The sequence below is a fragment of the Hymenobacter arizonensis genome, assembly GCF_900115775.1.
Classification (GTDB): Bacteria; Bacteroidota; Bacteroidia; order Cytophagales; family Hymenobacteraceae; genus Hymenobacter; species Hymenobacter arizonensis.
The window spans coordinates 240867-262087 of record NZ_FOXS01000006.1 but is presented as its reverse complement, the minus strand read 5'-3'; the positions used below and the strand labels follow the sequence as shown (position 1 = coordinate 262087).

The window sequence follows — 21221 nt, the reverse complement described above, 5'->3', positions numbered from 1 at the left end:
AACACTTTGCAGAAACGAGGCTAATTTCCAAGACTAGCGTTACCGACTACTAGAATCGGTCTAGCGTTTTATACCCAAGCTGTCGAGCCGGCGGTGGTAGCGCCGGGCGTTGAGCTTGTGCTCGGCGTAGGTCTCGGCAAAGTCAGAAAAGCCGCTGCCATCGGGCCGAGCGCAGAAGAACAGGTTCTTGTTGTGAGCCGGGCGCAGCACCGCATTGAGGGAACTGGGCAGTGGCGTGGTGATGGGGCCTGGTGGTAGCCCCTTGTGGCGGTAAGTATTGTAGGGAGAATCTACCTTTTTGTCCACGTTGAGCACGCGCTTGCGGGTGCCCAGGCCGTGCAGGGGCCAGAGCAGGGTAGGGTCGGCCTGCAGGGGCTGGCCGTTGCGCAGGCGGTTGAGGTACACGGCTGCTATCAGGGGCTTGTCGGTGAGCTGGGCCGTTTCGCGTTGCACAATGCTGGCCAGCACGCTCACCTGCACGGGCGTGAGCTTCAGAGAATCGGCCTGGGCCCGGCGCGCGGCGGTCCAGAAGCGGCGGTGGTTGGCCGCAATAGTATCCAGGAAGGTGGCGGCATCGGTATTCCACAGCAGTTGGTACTTCCCGGGAATAAAGAGCGTGCGAATGGTGCAGGTGTCGAGCTGATAGCGGCGGCGCAGGCCGGTGTTGTCGCCTAAAAGGAGTTCCAGCTTGAAAGAGTCGGTTTCGAGCTGGCGGCTTACTTGGCGCGGCAGGCGGTCGAGGTAGTGAAAGGGCTTGAGCTCGAACTGTATGGTGTCCTGGAGGCCAGCGGCCAGCATTCTCACCAGGTCCAGGTTGCCCAAGTTAGGCTCTAGCCGGTAGCGGCCGGCCTTTACTTGTGCGGGATAGTTTTGCTGCTTGGCCACCCAGGCAAACGTTGCGGGCTCCTGCAGCAGCTGGTGTTTGGTTAGCGAGTCCTGCACTGCGGCAAACCCGGTTCCGGTGCGGATGTAGAGGTAGGCGGGAGCTTCGGGAAAAGCCGCCACATTGGGCCGATAAAAAACCCGCCACGCCGCATAGCCACCCGCAATCAGGAACAGCAATAAAGAAAGTCCCCCGATGAGAGCTAAACGCATAAATTAAGATAACGGCAGAGAAGTAGTTCAGGCTTCTAACTCCACTGCAACAAAAATGAAGCCGTGCCTAGCCCATCCCATCTCGGCCTTCAGGAATTCCAGCCAGACAGTTGCTCATCAGCACACGGCTTAGCCAACGAAAATTCGCCGGCGTTAGTGCTCGCCGTTCACTAGAGCGTTTACTGCCGCTTCAAACGCCTCCCGCTCGGCCTGTCTTACAATTTCGGTGGGAGCCGCCGCCCGCGATTCGCAGTCGGCAATGGGGCAGCGCTCGCAGGTCTCGTTTACAATCCGGAAGGGCAGGGCCGGGTCGGCCAGGAAGCGGACCTGCGTGCGGAGGTTGTCGTCGCAACGCAGGCCGATGGTCACGCTCAGGGCCTGCTGAGTGGGCGTGCCGGCGCGGGCGAGCGTGAAGCACAGGTATTCATCGTCGGTGCCGAAGTAGTGCGATTTCTGGGCGCCCGCTACCGTGACGGGAGCTGCGGCCGTATCGGGTACGGGCAGGGCGCGGGCCTCGTCCATGAGGCGCAGGCTCACCCAGCGGCGGCAGTAGTGTTCGTTCAGCTCGTTGCCGTGCGGGTTGTGCAGGCGGGCCAGGTGCAGCTCCTTGGTCAGTTCATATGGAGTGTCGGCACTGGGCTGGTCGAAGCGCAGGAAGAACAAGCTTTGCAAGCCAAAATGACGCGGGAGCAGGGTAGTCAGGCGCTGCATAAACATCTCCGGGCTAACGTCATACTGCTTCAGCAAATCCAGCAGCAGGTTCGGGTTCCACTTTTTGGCCCCAAATACCTTGCGTAAATCGCGCAGCAGGGTCTCTTCCTCCATCAGCAGCGCTCCGGCGAAATACGACGCTTTGAAATTGTTGAGCACTTCGTCGAAGGAGCGCACCTGGGTGCTGCTGCTCACATAAGGCCGTTCTGCCAGTTTCAGGTAGTTGAAGGCTACTTCGCGGCCCAATACGAAGGCCTGCTGGCCCCGGCTTAAGCCCGGGCGCATGAGCAAGCGTTTGGTCTTGGGCTGAAACACCGACCGCAGCCGGGCTTGCGTGGCCACAGCGTGGTGGCCCAGCGTTTCGCGGTCCAGGGTGTAGCCGTATTCTTCGGTGAGCACCCGCTCTAGCTGGCTCAGGTCGAAAGGCGCCGTGGTCGCAAGTTGGTGGCTGCCCACAAAAGCACGCACGTCCTGCTCCAGGTCCTCAAAATAGTTGTCGTGCATCTCCTGATACGAGCGCAGGGCAGCCAGAAACAGGTGCTCCTGCCGCATCTCGTAGTTCCGGGCAATCTCGAAAATGGTGCTGATGAAGGCGTTCATCTTCGCCGGGGCGTTGGCAATCAGTTCGATGATGCGCGCCGGTTCCAAGCCGTACATATCCAGCGGAAACTCCTTCAGCATCTTGGAGTTCAGCAGCTCCGCGATGGGCTCGAGACGGCGCGGCAGCTGCAGGGAAGTCAGCTGGTCGTATCGCACGCCCAGGCACTGGCTCAGGCTTAGGATTTTGTCGGCCTTGGGGTACTTTTTTCCTTTCTCTATCTCATTTAAGTAGCTGACCGACAAATCACAAGTACGCGCCAATTCGGCGGGGCTAAGGCCGCGCTCTTGGCGTAGCTCGCGCAGCTTTAGGCCAAAAATGAGGCGGACTACTTGGCCGTGGTTAAGCATTTGTATGCAGTGCTAAAATTTTTACGAGCCGATGTCCTAGCTTTTGAAAGTTACAAAAGGGGCTTCACGGGCAAGGATGAGGATTTTTTTGTCCGTCGTTGCAAGGACCAAAGTTAAGAGCTTTTGCAAATTTTGATATTTTAGCGAATATTCGCTAACAATTAGAATTCGCTTTCGTATGTTTGTGTAGGCCGCTAGCCAAACGCCACGTTTTCAACTCCTCACCTTCACACATCAGCCGCTATGACTTTCACCGACACTGCTCTTGCCCCTAAGCCTACCTACCTCACTCCCGAGCGGGTGAAAATCATCGGCAGCTTTTCGCCGGAGTTTGCTGAAATCCTGACTCCCTCAGCATTAGCCTTTGTGGCGGAATTGCATCGGCGGTTCGACTCTACGCGTCAGGCCCTGCTTGCCCGCCGAGCCGAGCGTCAGGCTGATTTTGCCGCGGGCATCCTTCCCGATTTTCTACCCGAGACCAAGCGCATCCGCGAGCAGGACTGGACCGTGAGCCCATTGCCCGACGACCTGCTCGACCGCCGCGTGGAAATTACCGGCCCGGTAGAGCGGAAGATGATTATCAACGCCCTCAACTCCGGCGCCAGCGTGTTCATGGCCGACCTGGAAGATTCCAACGCGCCTACCTGGGAAAATGTAGTGCAAGGCCAAATCAACCTGCGCGACGCCGTGCGCCGGACCATTTCGCTGAGCACACCCACCAAGGAATACCGCCTCAACGAGAAAACCGCCCTGCTCATGGTGCGCCCCCGCGGCTGGCACCTGGAAGAGAAACATGTGCTGGTCGACGGCGAACCCATCAGTGCTTCCCTGCTCGACTTTGGTCTCTACTATTTCCACAATGCCCACGAGCTCTGTGCACGCGGCTCGGCCCCGTATTTCTACCTGCCCAAGCTGGAAAGCCACCTAGAAGCGCGGTTGTGGAACGACGTGTTTGGCTTTGCCCAGTGGTCGCTCAAGCTGCCCAAGTGCCTCATCAAGGCCACCGTGCTCATTGAAACCTTGCCTGCGGCCTTCGAGCTCAACGAAATTCTGTACGAGCTGCGCGAGCACAGCGCCGGCCTGAACTGCGGGCGCTGGGATTACATTTTCAGCTACATCAAGCGCCTCGGCCTGAACCCTGATTTCCGCTTGCCCAACCGTGCCGATGTAACCATGACGGTGCCCTTCATGGCGGCCTATTCTCAGCTGGTCATTCAAACCTGTCACCGCCGCGGGGTGCACGCCATCGGGGGCATGGCCGCCCAGATTCCTATTAAAAACGACCCCGCCGCCAATGAAGCGGCCCTGGAAAAAGTGCGCCAGGATAAAATCCGCGAAGCCACCAACGGCCACGACGGTACTTGGGTAGCGCACCCCGGCCTAGTGCCCGTAGCCATGGAAGTGTTCAACCGCCTCATGCTCGGCCCTAACCAAATCGAGAATAAGCGCCTCGACGTGCAGGTATCGGCCGCCGACCTAGTGCGTGCCCCCCAAGGCGCCATCACCGAAGAAGGTCTGAAGCTGAACATCGATGTGGCCATTCAATACATTGCTTCCTGGCTCGGCGGCAACGGCTGCGTGCCCATCTACAACCTGATGGAAGACGCCGCCACGGCCGAGATAAGCCGGGCGCAGGTGTGGCAGTGGCTGCATACCCCCGGCACCACTCTCGCCGACGGCCGCCCTGTCACCGCCGAGCTATACCGCTCGCTGGTACCCGGCCAACTCGATAAAATCAAAGCCCAGATAGGCGAGGAGGCGTATGAAAAGGGCCGTTTCCTGGAAGCTGCCCGCTTATTCGACCGCTTGGTGATGAGCGAGGAGTTTATTGAATTCCTGACCGTGCCTGCCTACGAGCAACTAGCATAAACCCAGCTTGGTCCAGCCTGGCGGCCGTCTTCAGCGCACGCAGTGTGCGAGACTGCCAGCCACGGAGACGGAAGCAGTCTCCAGACTGCCGCCAGATGCCCTAATGAAGGGCTTTAACCAATAGATTTTCCAAGAAAAAAAGCTGCTCTCTAGCCAGCCGGGCAGCGCCTTGCCTTTTCCTAACCATCATCTCTCACCTCAATCACCAATTCCCATGAAATCAAAACAGCAACGCAGCTCCGAAATTTCCCTTGATTGGGCCAACAACCCTCGCTGGACAGGAATTCAGCGGCCCTACTCCCCCGAAGATGTGGTGAAGCTGCAGGGCTCCGTTCACATCGAGTACTCGCTGGCCCGCCAGGGCGCCGAGCGGTTGTGGGAATTGCTGCACTCGCAGGAATACGTGGCCGGCCTGGGTGCCCTCACCGGCAACCAGGCGGTGCAAGAGGTGCAGGCCGGCCTGCAGGCTATCTACCTCAGTGGGTGGCAGGTGGCGGCCGATGCTAACGGCGCCGGCCACATGTACCCCGACCAGAGCCTGTACCCCGTGGACAGCGTGCCGGCCGTGGTGCGCCGCATCAACAACGCCTTGCTGCGGGCCGACCAAATTCAGCACCTCAGCGGCGAAGGCAAGGTGCACTGGTTGGCGCCCATCGTGGCCGACGCCGAAGCCGGCTTTGGCGGCAATTTGAACGCCTTCGAGTTGATGAAGATGATGATTGAAGCCGGCGCGGCTGGGGTTCACTTTGAAGACCAGCTTTCTTCCGCCAAAAAGTGCGGCCACCTGGGCGGAAAAGTGCTGGTGCCCACCCAGGAAGCCATCAACAAGCTGGTGGCCGCCCGCCTTGCCGCCGATGTGTTGGGCGTGCCCACGCTCATTGTGGCCCGCACCGACGCCGACGCCGCCGACCTGCTGACTGCCGACGTGGACCCGCGCGATGTGCCCTTCATATTGGAGGAAGCCGAGCGCACCAACGAAGGCTTCTACCGCATCCGCTGCGGCGTGGAGGCAGCTATTGCCCGCGGCCTGGCCTATGCTCCCTATGCCGACCTGATTTGGATGGAAACCTCGCACCCCGACCTGGAACAGGCCCGGCAGTTTGCCGAAGCCATCCACGCGCAATACCCTGGCAAGTTGCTGGCTTACAACTGCTCACCTTCCTTCAACTGGGCTTCTAAGCTGAGCGTAGCGCAAATGGAAACCTTCCGCGAGGAGTTGGCTGCATTGGGGTATAAATTTCAGTTTATCACCTTGGCCGGCTTTCACGCCCTCAACACCAGCATGTTTGAGTTGGCGCAAGCCTACCGCCAGCGCGGCATGGCGGGGTATTCAGAGCTGCAGGAGCGGGAATTCGCGCTTGCCAAAGACGGCTATCAGGCCGTGAAGCACCAGTCCTTCGTGGGAACCGGCTACTTTGATGCCGTGCAAAACGTGGTGACTAGCAACCAGACTAGTACTTCGGCCCTGGTTGGCAGCACCGAGGAAGCTCAGTTTTAAGTCTGAACCGCGGATTTATCGGATTGGTCGGAGTAGTCGGATTTTGAGGCCGATTCTCTTAAGACCCGAGAGCCGATTGTCTGAATGAAAAAAGGCCGCCTAACTAGGCGGCCTTTTTTCATTCAGACAATCGGCTTCAAAATCCGACTACTCCGACCAATCCGATAAATCCGCGGTTCAGCCAAATGGCTCAGCTATCAGGCTGAAGTCTTCGCCATGGCGCGCAGCCGACTCGCGGAGTAGTTCCTGCTGCCAGGGCCGTAGAGCCGCTACTGCGCCTTGCTCAATGATTTCGGCAATCAGCCGATTGCTGAGCACCATGTTGGCCATGGTGGCGCCGTGGTCAGCAGCAAGATGTAGCTTAAGGGCGTTGAGCAAGGTTTCGCGGGCTTCGGCACGGCTGGCAGCCGCACCATTGAGCCGGCGCCGAAACGGGAACTTGCGCTGTTCGGGTGCCAGGGGCGCTTCAGGAGCCAAATCGGTGGTGCCAATGGCCAGCAGCTGCTCGGCGTACGGCGAGCGTTTCAGCTCGGGGTGCAGGCCGTTGGCAGTGCGCAGCTGGTTAGGAGTTTCAATGGGCTGGCGGGCCAGCTCAGCCAGCCGGTCGTTGCTGAGCACGTGGTAGGGAGGCCGGTCGAGCTGGCGAGCCACGGTGTCGCGCAGCATGTATAGTTCTCGGAAAGCAGGCATCTCCTGCGGCGAAATCTTGTATTTGGCTGCGTTACGCGACCACGGGCGAGGGTCGTCGCGGCCGTAGCGTACGGCTTCTAGGGCCAGGTTTTCCTGCGCAGCCCACTCGCTGCGGCCCAGCTCGGCGAGGCGCAGGCTGAGGCGGTCGGTAAGCTCGAACAGGTACAGCACATCGTTGGCGGCGTATTCCATCTGGGCATCGGTGAGGGGGCGCTTCAGCCAGTTAGACTTCTGCTCACCCTTGTCAACTTCAAACCCGAGCTCGGCTTGGATAAGCCGACCCAGTGAAATATTGTTGTCCTCGGCAGCCAGTAGAGTGAATTGCACACTGGTGTCAACAATGTTGCGGCAGTGCACATTGAAGACTTCGTCGAGGAGTAAAATGTCTGATTTGCAGGAATGAAACACCTTGGCCACGGCCGGGTCACGCAGCACTGCAAAGAGGGGTTCGAGGCCCGCTGCCATGTCAGGCAGTGGCAACGGGTCGATGACATACGCTTCCTGGCCATCAAATATTTGAATCAGAGCCAAGTGGCGACCGTAGCGGTGCCGCATGTCATCGAACTCCAAGTCTATACCTATACGCGGCAGGGTGGCAAAGTGGGCAGCCGCGGTGGCAATTGCTTCGGCCGTGGTGAGGTGATGAATCGTTGGCATTAAGACGGAAAACAAAGGAGCCAGCTATAATTGCGGCGGTGGTTAACGAAAGTAAAGGTAGTGATATGTGGTATGGCTCCTGAAGCTAGTAAAGGCCTCTTCAAGTAGGTCGTGTGCGCGTATTTAATACAGCTCGCTGAGTTGTTTAACTTGAAAAAAGCTACGTATGGTTAGTATTTTGAGTAGTTTCGATACTGCATTAATACCTGTTTACCTTTTGTAATTCTGGAAGTCATCTCATGCTGTAAATATCAGGGTAATGTACTAATACGAATTACCTCCGGTTCATTACAACATCCTGCCTACTACAACTAATTGTCATCTTCGTTCTCACTGAAGTCAATAGTGCGAGCCAAATCCACCGCCTCTTGGGCCACGTCTTCAAGGAGTTCTGGAGCGTCGGCGTCGAGGGTGCGGCCAAATAGGTTGAGCAATTCTTCACCCTGTTCGTTCACGTACAGGTTTTCGTAGAGCCGGTCGAATAATTTAGCCTCCCGGCCCACAATGCGGTCAATGTCCTCCGGTGAGCGGGCCTCGCTCAGGGCGCGATGCAGCACATCGAGCACCTGCCGGCTCTCGTCGTGGTCGCCGAGTTCCGATACCAGCTTTAGCAGGCTCATGGCCACGCCCAAGCGCACTTGCTCGAAGCGGAAAGGGCGTTCGGTTGGCTTGGCGGCACGCAGTTGGTCGTAGGCCTGCAGGGTGGTAGGAGTGAGGTAATACTTCACATCGTTGGGAGCGGTGAAGGCTAGGTGGAGAAGTTGTTCGTAGGGAGTCATGGAGCAGGACAAGCCAAAAGGCCGTAACACCGCCTTGTGCGGCACGTAATTAGAAAGGCCGAAAGGTACGGGATGCAAATAAGCTCCCACGCTATTCAGGCACTTGCCATAAGATTTATACGCTCACCTCTCATTTATTCTCAGAATGACACACAAAAATAAATGGCTTCTTTTCGCCCCCGCGGGCTTGCTCACCATCGGCACTGGTGCGTGCCTGATACAGTGGGCCGGTAGCCTCAAAGAAAAGCAAGTTCACACCTCGAAGTGGGTGGCCGCCGGAACCGGTGCACTGGTTGTGTTCAACGCTGGCATTAGTTTATTTGGTCGCGGTGTGTTGGAAAGAATGCGGCACGAGCTTCACGAAAAGCAGTCGTAGACTTATTGAATTGTTCTCTTCTATAGCTTCCTGAGCTATGCGAGGGACAATAGACGCATAGAGTCAAAAGTCGTAGCGGTGATGCAGAGCGAGAGGGAGCACCTCGCAACTATCATTGAACGACTGCATAACCACAATAAAAAAGGCCCCAACTGTAAAGTCGGGGCCTTTTTTATTAAACTAACTGAGCAATGTCTACTCGGTTTTCTCTTCGAGCTTGTTAGTGCCTTCTTTGGCCGCGCTGCTGGTTTTTTGAGCACCGCCACGAACCGCGTTAGAAGTCTTGTTGGCACCTTTTTTCACTACGCGACCAGTTTTCTTGGCACCGCGCTTCACCGCGCTACCGGTCTTGCTGGCTACGTTACCGGCTGCATCCTTGGTGTTGTCCAGGGCCGCGCCAACGTTGGTTTTGCCAGTCTTAGTAGTGGTTTTTACAGTGCCATTATCACGCACCTTTACGTCGGTTTTCGGAGTGGCAGGCGTAATATCTTGAGCGTTGGCAGCGGTGGTGGCGAGGGCCAGGCCAGCGAGCAACAGAAGGGTCTTTTTCATGGGAAAGGTCTTTAAATAAAGAAAAGTAAGGCTTGTACGCACCATTGAGGTAGAGGTTTTAGTGCCCCATGCGTTAGCTTATGCTGCTGTTGTCTATTATCGTGCCAGGTAGCAGTAGCGAGCTGTCGCCGTAGCTCAGAAACCGATAGCCCTCAGTCAGAGCGTGGTTGTATAAGGTCCGCCATTCTGGTCCCATTAAGGCCGCTACCAGCAGCAGCAGAGTGCTTTCGGGCTGATGAAAGTTGGTAATCAGTCCATCGACCAACCGAAATGTATAGCCCGGCGCAATAAGCAGGCGGGTGCTGGCCTGCAGAGTATCTGTGCCAGTAGCTGCGAGATGCTGGAGCAGCGCTTCCAGGGCCATTTCGGCGCTGATGCTGGCAGCGGCTTCGGCCATGTCGTAGGGTTGCCACTGCGTCATCCGTAGCTCGCCGACTTCCTGCGTGGCATCGACTTCGGTCGCTCGAAGGAGCCCCACGCCCAGCCAATACAGGCTTTCGAGTGTGCGCAGGCTGGTGGTGCCCACCGCCAACACCGGCCGCGGGCGGTGCGCCAAAAGCTGACGCAACAGCGCAGCCGAAACTAAAATTGGCTCTGTGTGCATAGGGTGGTCGGCCATGTGCTCGGCCTTCACCGGCTGGAAAGTGCCAGCGCCCACATGCAGCGTAACGTGGCCCGTCGAAAACCCCTGCTGCTGCAACTCAGTCAGGAGCTCGGGGGTAAAGTGCAAGCCAGCCGTGGGCGCGGCCACGGCACCTTCGGCAGCCGCGTACACCGTTTGGTAGCGGACGGCATCGGTGGGGGTATCGAGGCGGCCCAGATAGGGCGGGAGAGGAAGGTGTCCACCCGCCCGCAGTACTTCCGCAAACGGCAGCGAAGCCGGCTCCCACCGAAAATCGATGAGTGCCGTGCCAGCTTCCTGGGCCTGGCGCTCGGCCCACAGGGTGGCTTGTTGACCGTCTGCTGTCTCAAATTCCAGCAGCACGGGGCCTTCCTTCCAACGGCGGCCATTGCCTACCAAGCAGCGCCACGTGCACTGGCCTGTTTGCTGCAAGGCTAGCTCCAAGCTGCGGTGCGGGGCCACGGGCTCCAGGCAGAACAACTCTACCTGCCCACCAGTAGGACGCCGGGCCAGCAGCCGTGCCCGTACCACGCGGGTATCGTTGAAAACCAGCATCGCTCCCGCCGGTAATTCATGAGGCAAGTCTCGAAAATGTTTGTCGGTAAGTGTACCGTTCCTGCTTACCAAAAGTCGGCTGGCGGTGCGGTCGGGCAGAGGCTCAGAGGCGATGCGCTCGGCCGGTAAGGGGTAAGTAAAGTCCTGGATGGAAAGGTGGCGGGGGTGGGCATTCATGCCCGCAAAGGTCGGACAAGTAAGGCAAGCTTTAATCCCTGCCGCCCCGTTGCCCAACCAATGCTGCGGTTAGTTTGGCCGCCGAAAGAAAAGCAGATGCTGCTGCGGCAGCGTTTCCACCCTTTCCGCCAGTTCTAGGCCAATGGCAGCCATTTCCTTTTGCGCTTGTTCCACTGTCATTTTGTGAATGCGCTTAATGGGCACATTCGGGTCTTCGGCGCGGTACTCAACCAGTGCCAAGCGGCCGGTGCCGGGGCGCAACGCCCGTCGGATGGCGCGTCCCATTTCGCGTGGGTGGTCAAACTCGTGGTAGGCGTCTACAATCAGAATCAAGTCCAGGCTATCGGCTGGCAGGGCGGGGCTGGTGGTGTTGCCCAGCACCGGGCGCACGTTCATTATATTGAATTTGCGCCGATTGGCCTTGAGCGAGGCAATCATTTCGGGCTGGATATCAACGGCCAGCACTTGGCCCTGAGGTACTTTTTTGGCTAGCTGAAACGAGAAGAACCCAGTGCCCGCGCCAATGTCTGCCACCACATCGGTGGGCTTGAGCTTAAGCGCGTTGATTAGGACATCGGTTCCTTCTTCTTGCCGGCGGCCGCTGCGCTCAAGCCAGCTGGAGCCCTCGTGGCCCATTACGTGGGCTATTTGGCGGCCCATATAATACTTGCCGATGCCGTTTAAGTCACGGGGAGGGGCTATTTCATAGCCGCTGGTGTCAGCTTTCACCTGCGCCAATAAGCGCCGCTCAGCATTGGCTGAAGGCCGCGTTTCGGCAGGCAGTTGGGTGCAGCTAAAAGCCAGAAGACTCGCGCTGGTACACGGCGCCAGCACCAGTAAAAGCTGTTGCCAAGATGAAAAACAATACCTCATACAGTTTGCAAGTAAGCACATTTGGCTCTTCCAACAGCAATGCCGAGGAGAGCGTTCAGCCAAGATTCGGCCAAACTTTTCCGAATTTATAAACAGCCGTAAAGGACTAACGGCACATGCTTAAGTAAACAAAAAGGCGCCAGAAGGCACCCATGTTGCTTTTTGTTCGTAGAACGAAGAGTTACTCATTCTCATATACCCATTACCCATGAAGAACACTTTTTCTCCCTTCGCCAAGCTCATTGCTATAGCAGCCTGTGCATTATCATTAGGCAGCTGCAATCGTGCCGAATACGCCATGCTGCCCAAAAGCGGCTCGTATCACGGCGTAAGCCGTGCTGCCACGCCAGTTCCCGCCCCGGTCCAGCGCAGTGTTGCTCAAGAGGCTCCTGCTCCAATCCAGGCTGTGGCCCAAGAAACTAAGGTCGCTGCTCCCCGTGAGTCTGCAAAGTCCGTTGCCGTGGCTGCCCCTGGCGTAGCTTCAAAAGAAGTTGCTGCTGCTCCTGCTGCTCCGGTAACTGCCAGCGCCGACGAAGCAGCTACTGCTGCTACCGTTGCAACGCTGCCCCAAGCTTCTCGCAAGCTCACCCGGGTACAGAAATTTGCAGCTTCGCGGGTAGGTCGTATTGCAAGCGAAGTATCTGGCATTAGCCAGTTCAAGCGCACGATGGAAACGGCCAAAGCCGAAAAAATTGGTGGTAATCTCCGCACGGGTATCATCTTGCTACTGGTTGGTTTGCTAATTACCCTAATCCCAGGCCGTCTATTTAGTCTCGTAGGGGGCATCATTGCAGTTATTGGCTTGATATTCATTGTACTGTGGTTGTTGGACGCTTTGTAGGAAGCACTTAGCATCATACTGAAAAAGGCCCGCTCGTATGTCGAGCGGGCCTTTTTTGTTTCTAGTGCCGTGGTCTTACATTGGGTCCACGTCGGCTACCAAGCGGGCTTGCTTGAATTCTTTCTGGTCCTTCACTACGTCCATTGCCGCACATATCTGCTCCTTGGCCCATTTCAGCGCCGTGTGGGCCCGGTCGAGCTTGATGGTGATTTCCTGCAGGTAAAAGTTGCGAATGCGGAAGATGTACGGAGCCTCCGGGCCCAGCACGGCGGCCCGACCCAGCCGGTCGACCAACTCCTGCGTCAGCAGAATAGCTGCCTGCTCGCCCAGGCCCTGTTCCATGTGCTTTACCGTCATTTTAATGATGCGCATGAAAGGCGGGTAGCCATGCTCGTGCCGCTGCACGATTTCGTAGTTGTAGAACTCCGTGTAATCGTTGCGAATCACCTTGTCAAAAATCACCTGCGTCGGGTCGGAAGTCTGAATGATGACCTTGCCCTTCTTGCCCTTGCGCCCGGCCCGGCCGCTCACCTGCACAAACATCTGGTAGGCTCGCTCATGCGCCCGGAAGTCCGGGTAATGAATGATGCTGTCGGCGTTGATGATGCCCACTAGGCTCACGTTGGCAAAGTCCAGACCTTTGGTTACCATTTGGGTGCCCACCAGCACGTTGGTGTTTTGCTTTTCGAAGTCGGCAATGATTTGTTGGTAGCTGTTTTTGGCCCGCGTGGTGTCCAAGTCCATCCGTTGAATGTTGGCCTGAGGCAGCATAATTTTCAGGTCGTCCTCAATCTTCTCGGTGCCGAAGCCTTGGGTTTTCACGGCCCGGGAGCCACAGGCGGGGCATTTGGTTACCATGGGGTCGTGGTAGCCGCAGTAGTGGCAGCGTAGCTCGTGGCTGTGCTTGTGGTAGCTCAGGCTCACGGCGCAGTTGGTGCACTTGGGTATCCAGCCGCAGTCCTGGCAGGCCACCACGGGCGCGTAGCCGCGGCGGTTCTGAAACAGAATAACCTGTTCCTGCGCGCCTAGCTTGCGTTCAATTTCCCCCAGCAAATCGGCCGTGAAGTGGTTGTGCATGGTCTTTTTCTCCCGGGCCTTGCGGGTGTCCACTAACTCTATGTCGGGCATGCCGGCCTCGCCGAAGCGCTTGGTGAGCGACACCAGCCCGTAGCGCCCCTGCTTGGCTTGGTAATAGGTTTCCACGGCTGGCGTAGCCGAGCCCAGCAGGGTTTTGGCGCCCTGAAAGTTGGCCATCATCAGGGCCACTTCGCGGGCGTTGTAGCGCGGGGCGGGGTCGTATTGTTTGTATGAGGACTCGTGCTCTTCGTCGACAATAATCAGCGCGAGGTTATCAAACGGCAAGAACACTGCCGAACGCACCCCCACCACCACCTGAAACCTACCCGAAAGCACACCATTCCATACCTCCACCCGCTCGTTGTCCGAGAATTTAGAGTGGTACACGCCTAGTCGTGAGCCAAACACGCGCAGCAGTCGGCCCACAATCTGGGCGGTGAGGGCAATTTCGGGCAGCAGGTACAGCACCTGGTCGCCCCCGTCCAGCGCCTTGCGGATGAGGTCGATGTAAATCTCAGTTTTGCCAGCGCCGGTTACGCCGTGCAACAGCGCAATGTCCTTCTCGGCAAAGTGCGTCATGATTTCATCGCGCGCCGTAGTCTGAGCCTCCGTGAGCGTGAAATGCAGTTTAGCCGTGGGTTCATCTTCCAGCGGAAAGCGCGAGACAATGACGTCGAACTGCTCCAGCACACCGTTTTTGATGAGCGTATTCACCGCCGAAGCCGATAAGTGCGGGCTGCTGGTCAGGGCTGCTTTCTCGATTCCGTTCTGATTGGAATACTCATTCTGGTACACTGGCACGCGCTGCAGGTACTTCATCAACACATCCAACTGCTTGGGCTTGCTAGACAAAGTGCCAAATAGCTGCTCAATCGACGCCTCCGACACGAAATGGTGCGCCAGCCGCACTTTCTTCACCACCTTGGGCGAGTACTTATCAGCTGTGTGCTCGAAGAGGAAGATGACATCCTTGTGCATCAAGGACTTTATCACTTTGTGAAACGAAGTGATGCCCAGCAAATCGCCCACTTCGGTAAACGTCAGGGCTTTGCCATCTTCCGTCGCGCCCAGCGCATCCACAATCTGCTCTTCCTGTGGGGTGAGCGGGTACTCGTTTTCCTCCCGCGAAAAAGCTGGGTGCAGCTGAATGCGCGACTCCGAGCTCAGCTTCAGCGCCGAGGGCAGCGCCGCGTTTATCACCTCGCCGATAGTGCACATGTAGTAGTCGGCCATCCAGCGAAACAGCTTTAGCTGCGGCTGGGTCACCACGGGTGCATCGTCGATGAATTCGAGGATGTATTTGGCCTGGTATTCCTTCGGCGCGTTCTCATGCACGGCCGCCACAATGCAGCTGAGCGTCTTTTTGGCCCCAAACTGCACAATCACGCGGCCCCCAATCACCACATTGTCGTTCAGCTCATACGGCACCCGGTAGGTGTAGAGCCGCGGCAAGGGCAGGGGCAGAATAACGTCGGCAAACAGCGTAACCCGGTCGGCGGCGGGGGCCGCTGAGGGTGAAATAAAATCGAGAGCGAGACTCAAAACAGCAATGGGGTAGGGGGCGGATAGTAAAGATAACAGGACGGTAGCGCCCGCCTACACCACGGCGCTACAACGCTGCCAAGGCTTCAGCAACGCTATATACCGGCGCTAAACAGGCCTGATTTCGGCAGATATGCAACGCAGTACGCCCCTTAGCGTCGGGCTTCAAGTGCTTTAGCAACGGCAAGTCCGAACGTTCTTCGGTGCCGGCAATGACAGTATCAAACAAAAAATGCCGGCTAAGTTCTTCGCGAAAAGTATCAGCCTCGGGCCCGATGATGGCGATTTCGGTGCCCGGCCGCAACAGCGCCGCGTACAGCGAAGCCCAATTGGTGAGGTGCTGCGGTTCGTTCACTACCAAGGGCTGTACCTGGGCCAGCATATCGGCGGCCAGGTCCACGTAACGGGCGTTCTCCAAGTGACGGCCCAGCCGGCGCAGGTTGTGCGCCATCACGGAGTTCGACGCGGGAATTACATTGTCGAACAGTTCTTTTTTGCGCGCAATAAGCGGTTCTGCACTGCTGTCGGTGTAGAAAAACTGAGTTTCGGCGGGGTCAAAGAAATTATTGAGCACGTATTCTGTCAGGGCCTTCGCCTCCCGCAGCCACGTTTCCACAAAGCTCACCTCGTATAGGTTAATGTAGGCCTGGATAACCAGCGCGTAGTCTTCCAAGAAGCCATTAATGCTGGGGCGGCCGTTTTTGCAGGTGCGATACAGACGTTCGCCGTCGCGCAAGTTGGCTTGAATGAAGCGGGCATTGCGCTCCGCCACCACCAAGAATTCTGGCTCCGCGAAGGCGCGGTAAGCATCGGTGAGGCCCTGTAGTAGCAGAGCGTTCCAGCCAGTGAGAATTTTGTTGTCGAGGCCTGGCCGGACGCGGGTGGCCCGCACGGCCATGATTTTTTGCTTCCAGCCCACCACCAGTTCCGGCACAACACCGGGAGCCAACTCGTGGGCAGCGGCAAAGTTCTCATCGGTTTGGGTGCGGTGCAGAATGTTGCGGCCGTGCTCCCAGTTTCCCACTGCTGTGCAGTTGTAGTAGTCAGAAAAAAGCGGCTCCTCTTCCCCAATAATTTCGCGCAGCTCTTCTTTGGTAAAAACGTAAAACTTGCCTTCTTCGCCCTCACTGTCAGCATCAAGCGAGGAGTAAAAGCCGCCTTCCGCATTAGTAAGCTCCAGCCGGATAAACTCCACAGTGTCGTACACCACCTCACGAAATAGCTCCTCCTGAGTTATCTGGTAAGCTTCGCTGTAGAGACTAACCAGCTGCCCGTTGTCGTACAGCATTTTCTCGAAATGCGGAGCCAGCCACTCAGCATCTACCGAATAACGAGCAAACCCGCCGTGTGCCTGGTCGTAAATGCCGCCCCAGGCCATTTCGCGCAGAGTCAACGCCGTTTGGTGCAGCAAAACTGGGTCGTCGCTGATGGCATGGGCCCGTAGCGCAAAACGCCAGATGCTAGGCATCGGAAACTTGGGGGCGCCGTTCATCCCGCCCCGCTGCCTGTCAAATTTCACCCCCAGATTAGATACCAACGTGTTGAATTCCGCATCCGAAACGCCTCCTGGCGTAGTGTCGGCCGGCTCGCCAATGGTACCTAGCCCTTGTGTGTCTGTAGTTGACTTTGGGGTGTTCCGGTTTTGCTTCTTGTACTTCTGCAGTTCACTGGTGCCGATGACTTCCATAAACCGCTCTGCCGACTGCTCTAGCTCTGCCCGGTGCTCGCCCGCATAGGCTTCACCTATGTTCTTGAGTAGCTTAACCCAGTTGCCCTTAGAAAAATAAGTCCCTCCATAAAACGGTTTCGCATCCGGAGTCAGAAATACATTGAGGGGCCAGCCCCCTTGCAAACCCATGGCGTGCAAGGCATCCATGTAAAGCTGGTCTACATCGGGCCGCTCTTCCCGGTCTACTTTGATGCACACAAAATGTGCGTTCATTACCGCCGCCACGGCCTCGTTCTCAAACGACTCGCGCTCCATTACGTGGCACCAGTGGCACGCCGCGTACCCTATGCTCACCAGTATGGGTTTTTGCTCCGCCTTAGCCTTCCCCAACGATTCTGGCCCCCATGGGTACCAATCCACGGGGTTGTGGGCATGCTGCTGCAAGTAGGGGCTGGTTTCCTTAGCGAGGCGGTTGGTCGATTGTGAAGCGTGGGCCATAGCAGAAAAGATAGGGGAGGGGCTGAAACACCAAACCCGGCGTATTCGGCCGGGTTTGGAAGATAACAACACAGATTTATTTAAGCCGGTTTTTCCGGCTTACGCGGAGCCTTGGGTTTCGGCGTAGCAGCTTTGGCCGCATTTGCCTTAGGCTTGGGTGCGGGCTTAGCTTTTGCTTCAGTAGGCGTCTTTTTAGCAGCAGTAGCCTTTTTAGCTGGTTTGGCTGGTGCCTCGGGGGCTTGAGGCTCGGGCGAAGGCTCGGGTGTCGCAAGGGGCGTCGCTTTAGCCTTAGGAGCAGCTTTCTTAGGTGCAGAAGCTTTTTTGGGCGCTGCCGCTTTCGGCTTAGCCGTTTTTGCCGGAGCAGCTGGTTCCGAAGTTGGCTCAATCAAAGTAGCAGAAGAGCCCATCATGCGGCCTGCCGCCACCTGAGTGCGTAGCTGGAGTGCATCCGGCACCGGAATAACGGGAGTATCCACAGCCGGCTTTTCTGCCCGTGCACCGCTAACTGCCCGCTTAGCTCGGTTAGAGCGCCGAGCCGGTGCAGGCGCAGTTGTCGCTTCTTCATTAGTCGAAGGAGCTTCAGAAGCAGTAGTATCCGTTTGCTCAGCCGTCTCAAATGCTTGCGACTGCGTCTCAGGCTGATTGCTACGCTGGTCACCGGAGGCTGTTGCCCCTGAAAGTTCTTCGGCGCTGACAATTACAGCACGTGGTAGCGTTTCAGCAGTAAGTACAACATCTGAGCTTGCAGCCTCAGGTTGGCTGGCGGGGGCATTGTTTCTCCTATCTCTATTTCGCTGATTGCGCGGATTAGGCATCGTGCCTGTAGGCTCAGTTACTGGCGCATCAGCAATTAGTGCTGCTACCTCAACGGGTGCCATATCTGTTTCCACAACCGGAGCTTGCGCGTCAGCTGTAGGAGCCAATTCGTCACTAAAAGGCGCATCAGCAGGCGGCGCAAACAAGGCTACACGGGGCACGCGGTTGGTTTCATTACGTCGCCCACCTCGTTTTACCGGCACAGATTTGGCGATTACCGAAGACTTTTTAACTTCTGGCTGAATATCGCGGCCTGAAGAAGCCGATTCAAGCCCAGCAGTATCATCTGTCACTTCAGGCAAATCATCAGACTCATCTCCGGGAGCAATCTCACCAGCGGCCATCCGCAAGGCATTTTTGCGCGCAGTTCGTTTGGCCCCGCCTCGCGAACGCCGCTTCCGCTTTTTCCCTGGGTCTTGTTCACCAGCAGTAGCGTCCAGACCAGTAGTAGTAGCTGATTGTTCCAGCAACTGCTCGGTTGATTCCACCTCAGCAGGTATCGGAAGCACTGGCGCAATGACACTGTTGCCTTCGGCCTGGTCGTCAGTTGTAACGCCAGAAGTTTGGAAATGCTCGTTCTCAGTCGGAACCTGCGCTTGGCCTTTGCCATGACCATCGCGGCGGCCACGCTCCGGCCGGCCCGAACGCGCAGCTCGTTGGGCTCGGAATTCCTCCGGCGACAACCGAGGAGGACGCCCATCAGCAGCTGGTGCCAGTGGTGCTGTTGCCTCGCCAGTCGCAGAGGGCGCTGCGTAATCTCCAATATCAATGCGCTCCTCATCATCCTCCGGAATAGCTTCCGGTTCTGGAAGCTTAGGTACCGGCAGCGCCATGATTTTGGCGCGCACCTCGCTCAGCTCAGCATCTACTCCCACCTTGCGCAAACTCAGCTGCTCCAACTTCTCCATGGTGTTCACCAGGAATTGGCGGTGCTCAGGTGCTCCCTCATGCAGTGGCCGATGGCCCAGCGACTGCCGCACCGAAGCCCATTCCTTACGGAACCGGCCGAAGTCCACATCAAAATAAGTCCGGGCAAATTTGTCCCAGATATAATCCTCGGCTACTTCCGAGGGATGCAGCATATCCGAGGCATAAAAGCGGTAGTCTCGCAAGTCATCCACCAGCAGTTCGTAGGCAGGAAAGTAGGCCACGCCCGGCAGCAAGTCGCTCACAATGTGAGTAGCTACCCGCAGCACCGACTTGCTCACCGAGTTCAACGGCAGTGTGTCTTTCAAGTGCCGCACCGGGCTCACCGTCAGCACAAACCGCAGGTTGGGGTTGATGCGACGCAGATAAGCATGCGTTTCGGCCAAGCCATTGATGATTTCATCCGGCGTCAGCAGCTCTTTCACAAACAAGTCAGCGGGCTGCTTGTGGCAGTTGTTCACCAGTTCGCCCGTCTCGCGTAAGCGGTAGGTCCAGGCCGTGCCCAGCGTGAGTAGCACCACATCAGCTTGCCGCAAAAATTCACCTGTGCGCCGCACCAGCTCCTGAATGTGCTGAAGCAAATCAACCGGTGAGTCGGCCCCAATGCTGCCATGCAGGTCGTAGCTCTGCCAGCGCCCGCGGGCTTGCACCAAGTGCTGCTGCCAGTCCACTTCCTCGCCTGCCGCCGCTCGCAGCAACCGCGCCAGCGCCAGCGGCTGAAACACCGTTCCAAAGGGGTTTACCAGCGTTTCTACCTTATTCGTGGCAAGGCGCGCGCCGATGCTTTCGGCAAAGCAAGAGCCCATGGTGAGGACTCGTGCGGTGCGGGGAAGCTGGTCGGTAGCCGGAGCAATGGGGATTTCGGTTCTAAACATCGGAGCAAAAATAGCCCTTAACCCGTATTTCAGGCAGAGGGGTAATAAAAAAGCCCTACCAGAAGGCAGGGCTCTTTTAATTGTTGTTGAGCACTAACTACTCAGCTACAACGCGGAAGTTAATCGTCTGTTTAACTTCTTTGTGCAGGTTAGCCGTTGCAGTGTAGTCGCCAGCAGCCGAAGGCTCCTGGTCGAACGACAAGCGCTTGCGGTCTACGTCAACACCTTTTGCTTTCAGCGCTTCAGCCAATTGCAACGTGGTAACGCGGCCGAAAATTTTGCCGCTCTCGCCCACTTTGGCGCGAATTTCCAGGAAAGCGTCACCAATTTGGTCAGCAATAGCCTGGGCGTCGCCCTTAATCTTGTCGGCTTTGTGAGCCGCCTGGCGCACGTTCTCGGCCGTGATTTTCTTGTTGGTTTTGTCGGCCAGCATGGCCAAACCCTGTGGCAGCAAGAAGTTGCGACCGTAGCCCGATTTCACGGTCACGATGTCGTTCTTGTAGCCGAGGCCCTTAACGTCGTCTTTGAGGATGATTTCCATGTCTTGGAGAAATTCTGAATCCTGAATTCTGATTGCTTTCGTGGCCAAAGCCCCGCAAACACTTAAAATTCAGCACTCAACATTCAAAATTTATTTCAGAGCGTCGGCTACGTAAGGCATCAAGGCCAAGTGGCGGGCCTTCGCGATGGCCTGAGTCACTTTGCGCTGAAACTTCAGGCTGGTACCGGTGAGGCGACGGGGCAGCACGCGGCCCTGCTCGTTCACGAACTTCAGCAGGAAGTTCGGGTCTTTGTAGTCCACGTACTTAATGCCGTTCTTCTTGAAGCGGCAGTATTTCTTGCGGGTGTCCTGCGGCTTGTTCATAGCCGACCGGTCGTTATTCCGGTTGAATGCGGGAGTTGCCATATTAATACTGGATTATTGGGCTACGGCTTCGGTTTCTTTTGCAGCCTTTTGCAGGTTCATCTCGCCGTTGCGGCGACGGTTGTTGTAGTCCACTGCGTGCTTATCGAGCACAGTGGTCAAAAACCGGATGATGCGCTCGTCGCGGCGGAAAGCCAGCTCTAGCACGTCAACAATGTTGCCTTCTCCAGTGTACGACAGGCAGTAGTAGTAGCCTGTAGTTTTCTTCTGAATCGGATAAGCCAGCTTGCGCAGGCCCCAGGCTTCAGTGGACAAAATGGCGGCGCTATTTTCCTTAAGCACCTGGGTGAACTTCTCGACCGTCTCTTGCACCTGGCTCTCGTTCAACACGGGAGTTACGATGAAGACCGTCTCGTAATTTCTTACTTCCATTACGACGGGGTGAAAATTTGGGGGTGAAAAAATTTGATTGGGGCGCAAAGGTACTGACTTTCCGGCATATTGCCAAAGGCACCATAGCATACTTTAGTACAATGCATGCAGGAGTAGGTCTACAGCTTGCGGCCCATATGCATAGTTCACGTCATAGGACTAAACCATGACTGTTTTTACTGCATAATGCAGCTCAAAAATTCTTCTCAATTTATTAGATGACTCTGTAACAAATCCCTGTGTTTTGAAGTTGTAATTCAGGGTATTAAGCACAATT

At 56.8% G+C, this 21221-nt stretch carries 17 protein-coding genes; 4 read left to right on the top strand and 13 right to left on the bottom strand.

Annotation, left to right across the window (positions count from 1 at the left end; translation table 11 throughout):
- Nucleotides 1-60 precede the first annotated feature (60 nt).
- Nucleotides 61-1095 (bottom strand): endolytic transglycosylase MltG, encoded by a 1035-nt coding sequence (gene mltG / locus BMZ66_RS19665; RefSeq protein ID WP_092677512.1) that lies wholly within the window; start codon nt 1093-1095, stop codon nt 61-63.
- 153 nt (nt 1096-1248) lie between these two features.
- Nucleotides 1249-2754 carry a helix-turn-helix domain-containing protein gene (locus BMZ66_RS19660; protein ID WP_092677510.1) on the bottom strand — a complete coding sequence of 502 codons (1506 nt, stop codon included), beginning with the start codon at nt 2752-2754 and terminating at the stop codon, nt 1249-1251.
- 243 nt (nt 2755-2997) lie between these two features.
- Here BMZ66_RS19660 and aceB point away from each other — a divergent pair, with 243 nt between their 5' ends.
- Nucleotides 2998-4623: a malate synthase A gene (gene aceB / locus BMZ66_RS19655; RefSeq protein WP_092677507.1), complete on the top strand. Its 1626-nt coding sequence runs from the start codon at nt 2998-3000 to the stop codon at nt 4621-4623.
- 214 nt (nt 4624-4837) lie between these two features.
- Nucleotides 4838-6121: an isocitrate lyase gene (aceA, locus tag BMZ66_RS19650; protein WP_092677505.1), complete on the top strand. Its 1284-nt coding sequence runs from the start codon at nt 4838-4840 to the stop codon at nt 6119-6121.
- 177 nt (nt 6122-6298) lie between these two features.
- On the opposite strand, the gene BMZ66_RS19645 is transcribed toward aceA, so the two are convergent.
- Both BMZ66_RS19645 and BMZ66_RS19640 read right to left on the bottom strand, forming a co-directional pair.
- Complete coding sequence (locus BMZ66_RS19645) at nt 6299-7468, bottom strand: ribonuclease D (RefSeq protein WP_092677502.1); 1170 nt, start codon at nt 7466-7468, stop codon at nt 6299-6301.
- A 311-nt stretch (nt 7469-7779) separates the two neighbouring features.
- Entirely contained in the window at nt 7780-8247 is a 468-nt protein-coding gene (locus BMZ66_RS19640) for a hypothetical protein (protein ID WP_092677500.1), read from the bottom strand.
- 145 nt (nt 8248-8392) lie between these two features.
- On the opposite strand from BMZ66_RS19640, the gene BMZ66_RS19635 reads away from it, so the two are divergent.
- The gene (locus tag BMZ66_RS19635) at nt 8393-8623 is read left to right on the top strand and encodes a hypothetical protein (protein ID WP_092677498.1); all 231 of its coding nucleotides are present in this window, start codon (nt 8393-8395) and stop codon (nt 8621-8623) included.
- Nucleotides 8624-8818: 195 nt separating this feature from the next.
- On the opposite strand, the gene BMZ66_RS19630 is transcribed toward BMZ66_RS19635, so the two are convergent.
- The 3 genes from BMZ66_RS19630 to BMZ66_RS19620 form a co-directional block, all read right to left on the bottom strand.
- On the bottom strand, nt 8819-9175 hold the full coding sequence (locus BMZ66_RS19630; RefSeq protein ID WP_092677496.1) for a hypothetical protein: 357 nt from the start codon (nt 9173-9175) through the stop codon (nt 8819-8821).
- A 73-nt stretch (nt 9176-9248) separates the two neighbouring features.
- Entirely contained in the window at nt 9249-10529 is a 1281-nt protein-coding gene (locus tag BMZ66_RS19625; RefSeq protein ID WP_092677494.1) for an S-adenosylmethionine:tRNA ribosyltransferase-isomerase, read from the bottom strand.
- 69 nt (nt 10530-10598) lie between these two features.
- The gene (locus BMZ66_RS19620; protein ID WP_234795172.1) at nt 10599-11258 is read right to left on the bottom strand and encodes a class I SAM-dependent methyltransferase; all 660 of its coding nucleotides are present in this window, start codon (nt 11256-11258) and stop codon (nt 10599-10601) included.
- Between the two features lie 352 nt (nt 11259-11610).
- Here BMZ66_RS19620 and BMZ66_RS25230 point away from each other — a divergent pair, with 352 nt between their 5' ends.
- Nucleotides 11611-12243: a hypothetical protein gene (locus BMZ66_RS25230; RefSeq protein ID WP_143080296.1), complete on the top strand. Its 633-nt coding sequence runs from the start codon at nt 11611-11613 to the stop codon at nt 12241-12243.
- 75 nt (nt 12244-12318) lie between these two features.
- Here BMZ66_RS25230 and priA read toward each other — a convergent pair whose 3' ends face one another.
- The 6 genes from priA to rpsF form a co-directional block, all read right to left on the bottom strand.
- A complete protein-coding gene (gene priA / locus BMZ66_RS19610) occupies nt 12319-14862 on the bottom strand; it encodes a replication restart helicase PriA (RefSeq protein ID WP_092677488.1) in 2544 nt (847 codons plus the stop codon).
- A 67-nt stretch (nt 14863-14929) separates the two neighbouring features.
- The gene (locus BMZ66_RS19605; RefSeq protein ID WP_092677486.1) at nt 14930-17029 is read right to left on the bottom strand and encodes a thioredoxin domain-containing protein; all 2100 of its coding nucleotides are present in this window, start codon (nt 17027-17029) and stop codon (nt 14930-14932) included.
- Nucleotides 17030-17109: 80 nt separating this feature from the next.
- Nucleotides 17110-19578 carry a GSCFA domain-containing protein gene (locus BMZ66_RS19600; protein ID WP_234795184.1) on the bottom strand — a complete coding sequence of 823 codons (2469 nt, stop codon included), beginning with the start codon at nt 19576-19578 and terminating at the stop codon, nt 17110-17112.
- Nucleotides 19579-19744: 166 nt separating this feature from the next.
- A complete protein-coding gene (gene rplI, locus BMZ66_RS19595) occupies nt 19745-20188 on the bottom strand; it encodes a 50S ribosomal protein L9 (RefSeq protein WP_092677482.1) in 444 nt (147 codons plus the stop codon).
- A gap of 90 nt (nt 20189-20278) precedes the next feature.
- The gene (gene rpsR / locus BMZ66_RS19590; RefSeq protein WP_035561439.1) at nt 20279-20512 is read right to left on the bottom strand and encodes a 30S ribosomal protein S18; all 234 of its coding nucleotides are present in this window, start codon (nt 20510-20512) and stop codon (nt 20279-20281) included.
- Between the two features lie 54 nt (nt 20513-20566).
- Nucleotides 20567-20944, bottom strand: coding sequence for a 30S ribosomal protein S6 (rpsF, locus tag BMZ66_RS19585; protein WP_092677480.1), 378 nt, complete (start codon nt 20942-20944; stop codon nt 20567-20569).
- Between the last annotated feature and the right edge of the window lie 277 nt (nt 20945-21221).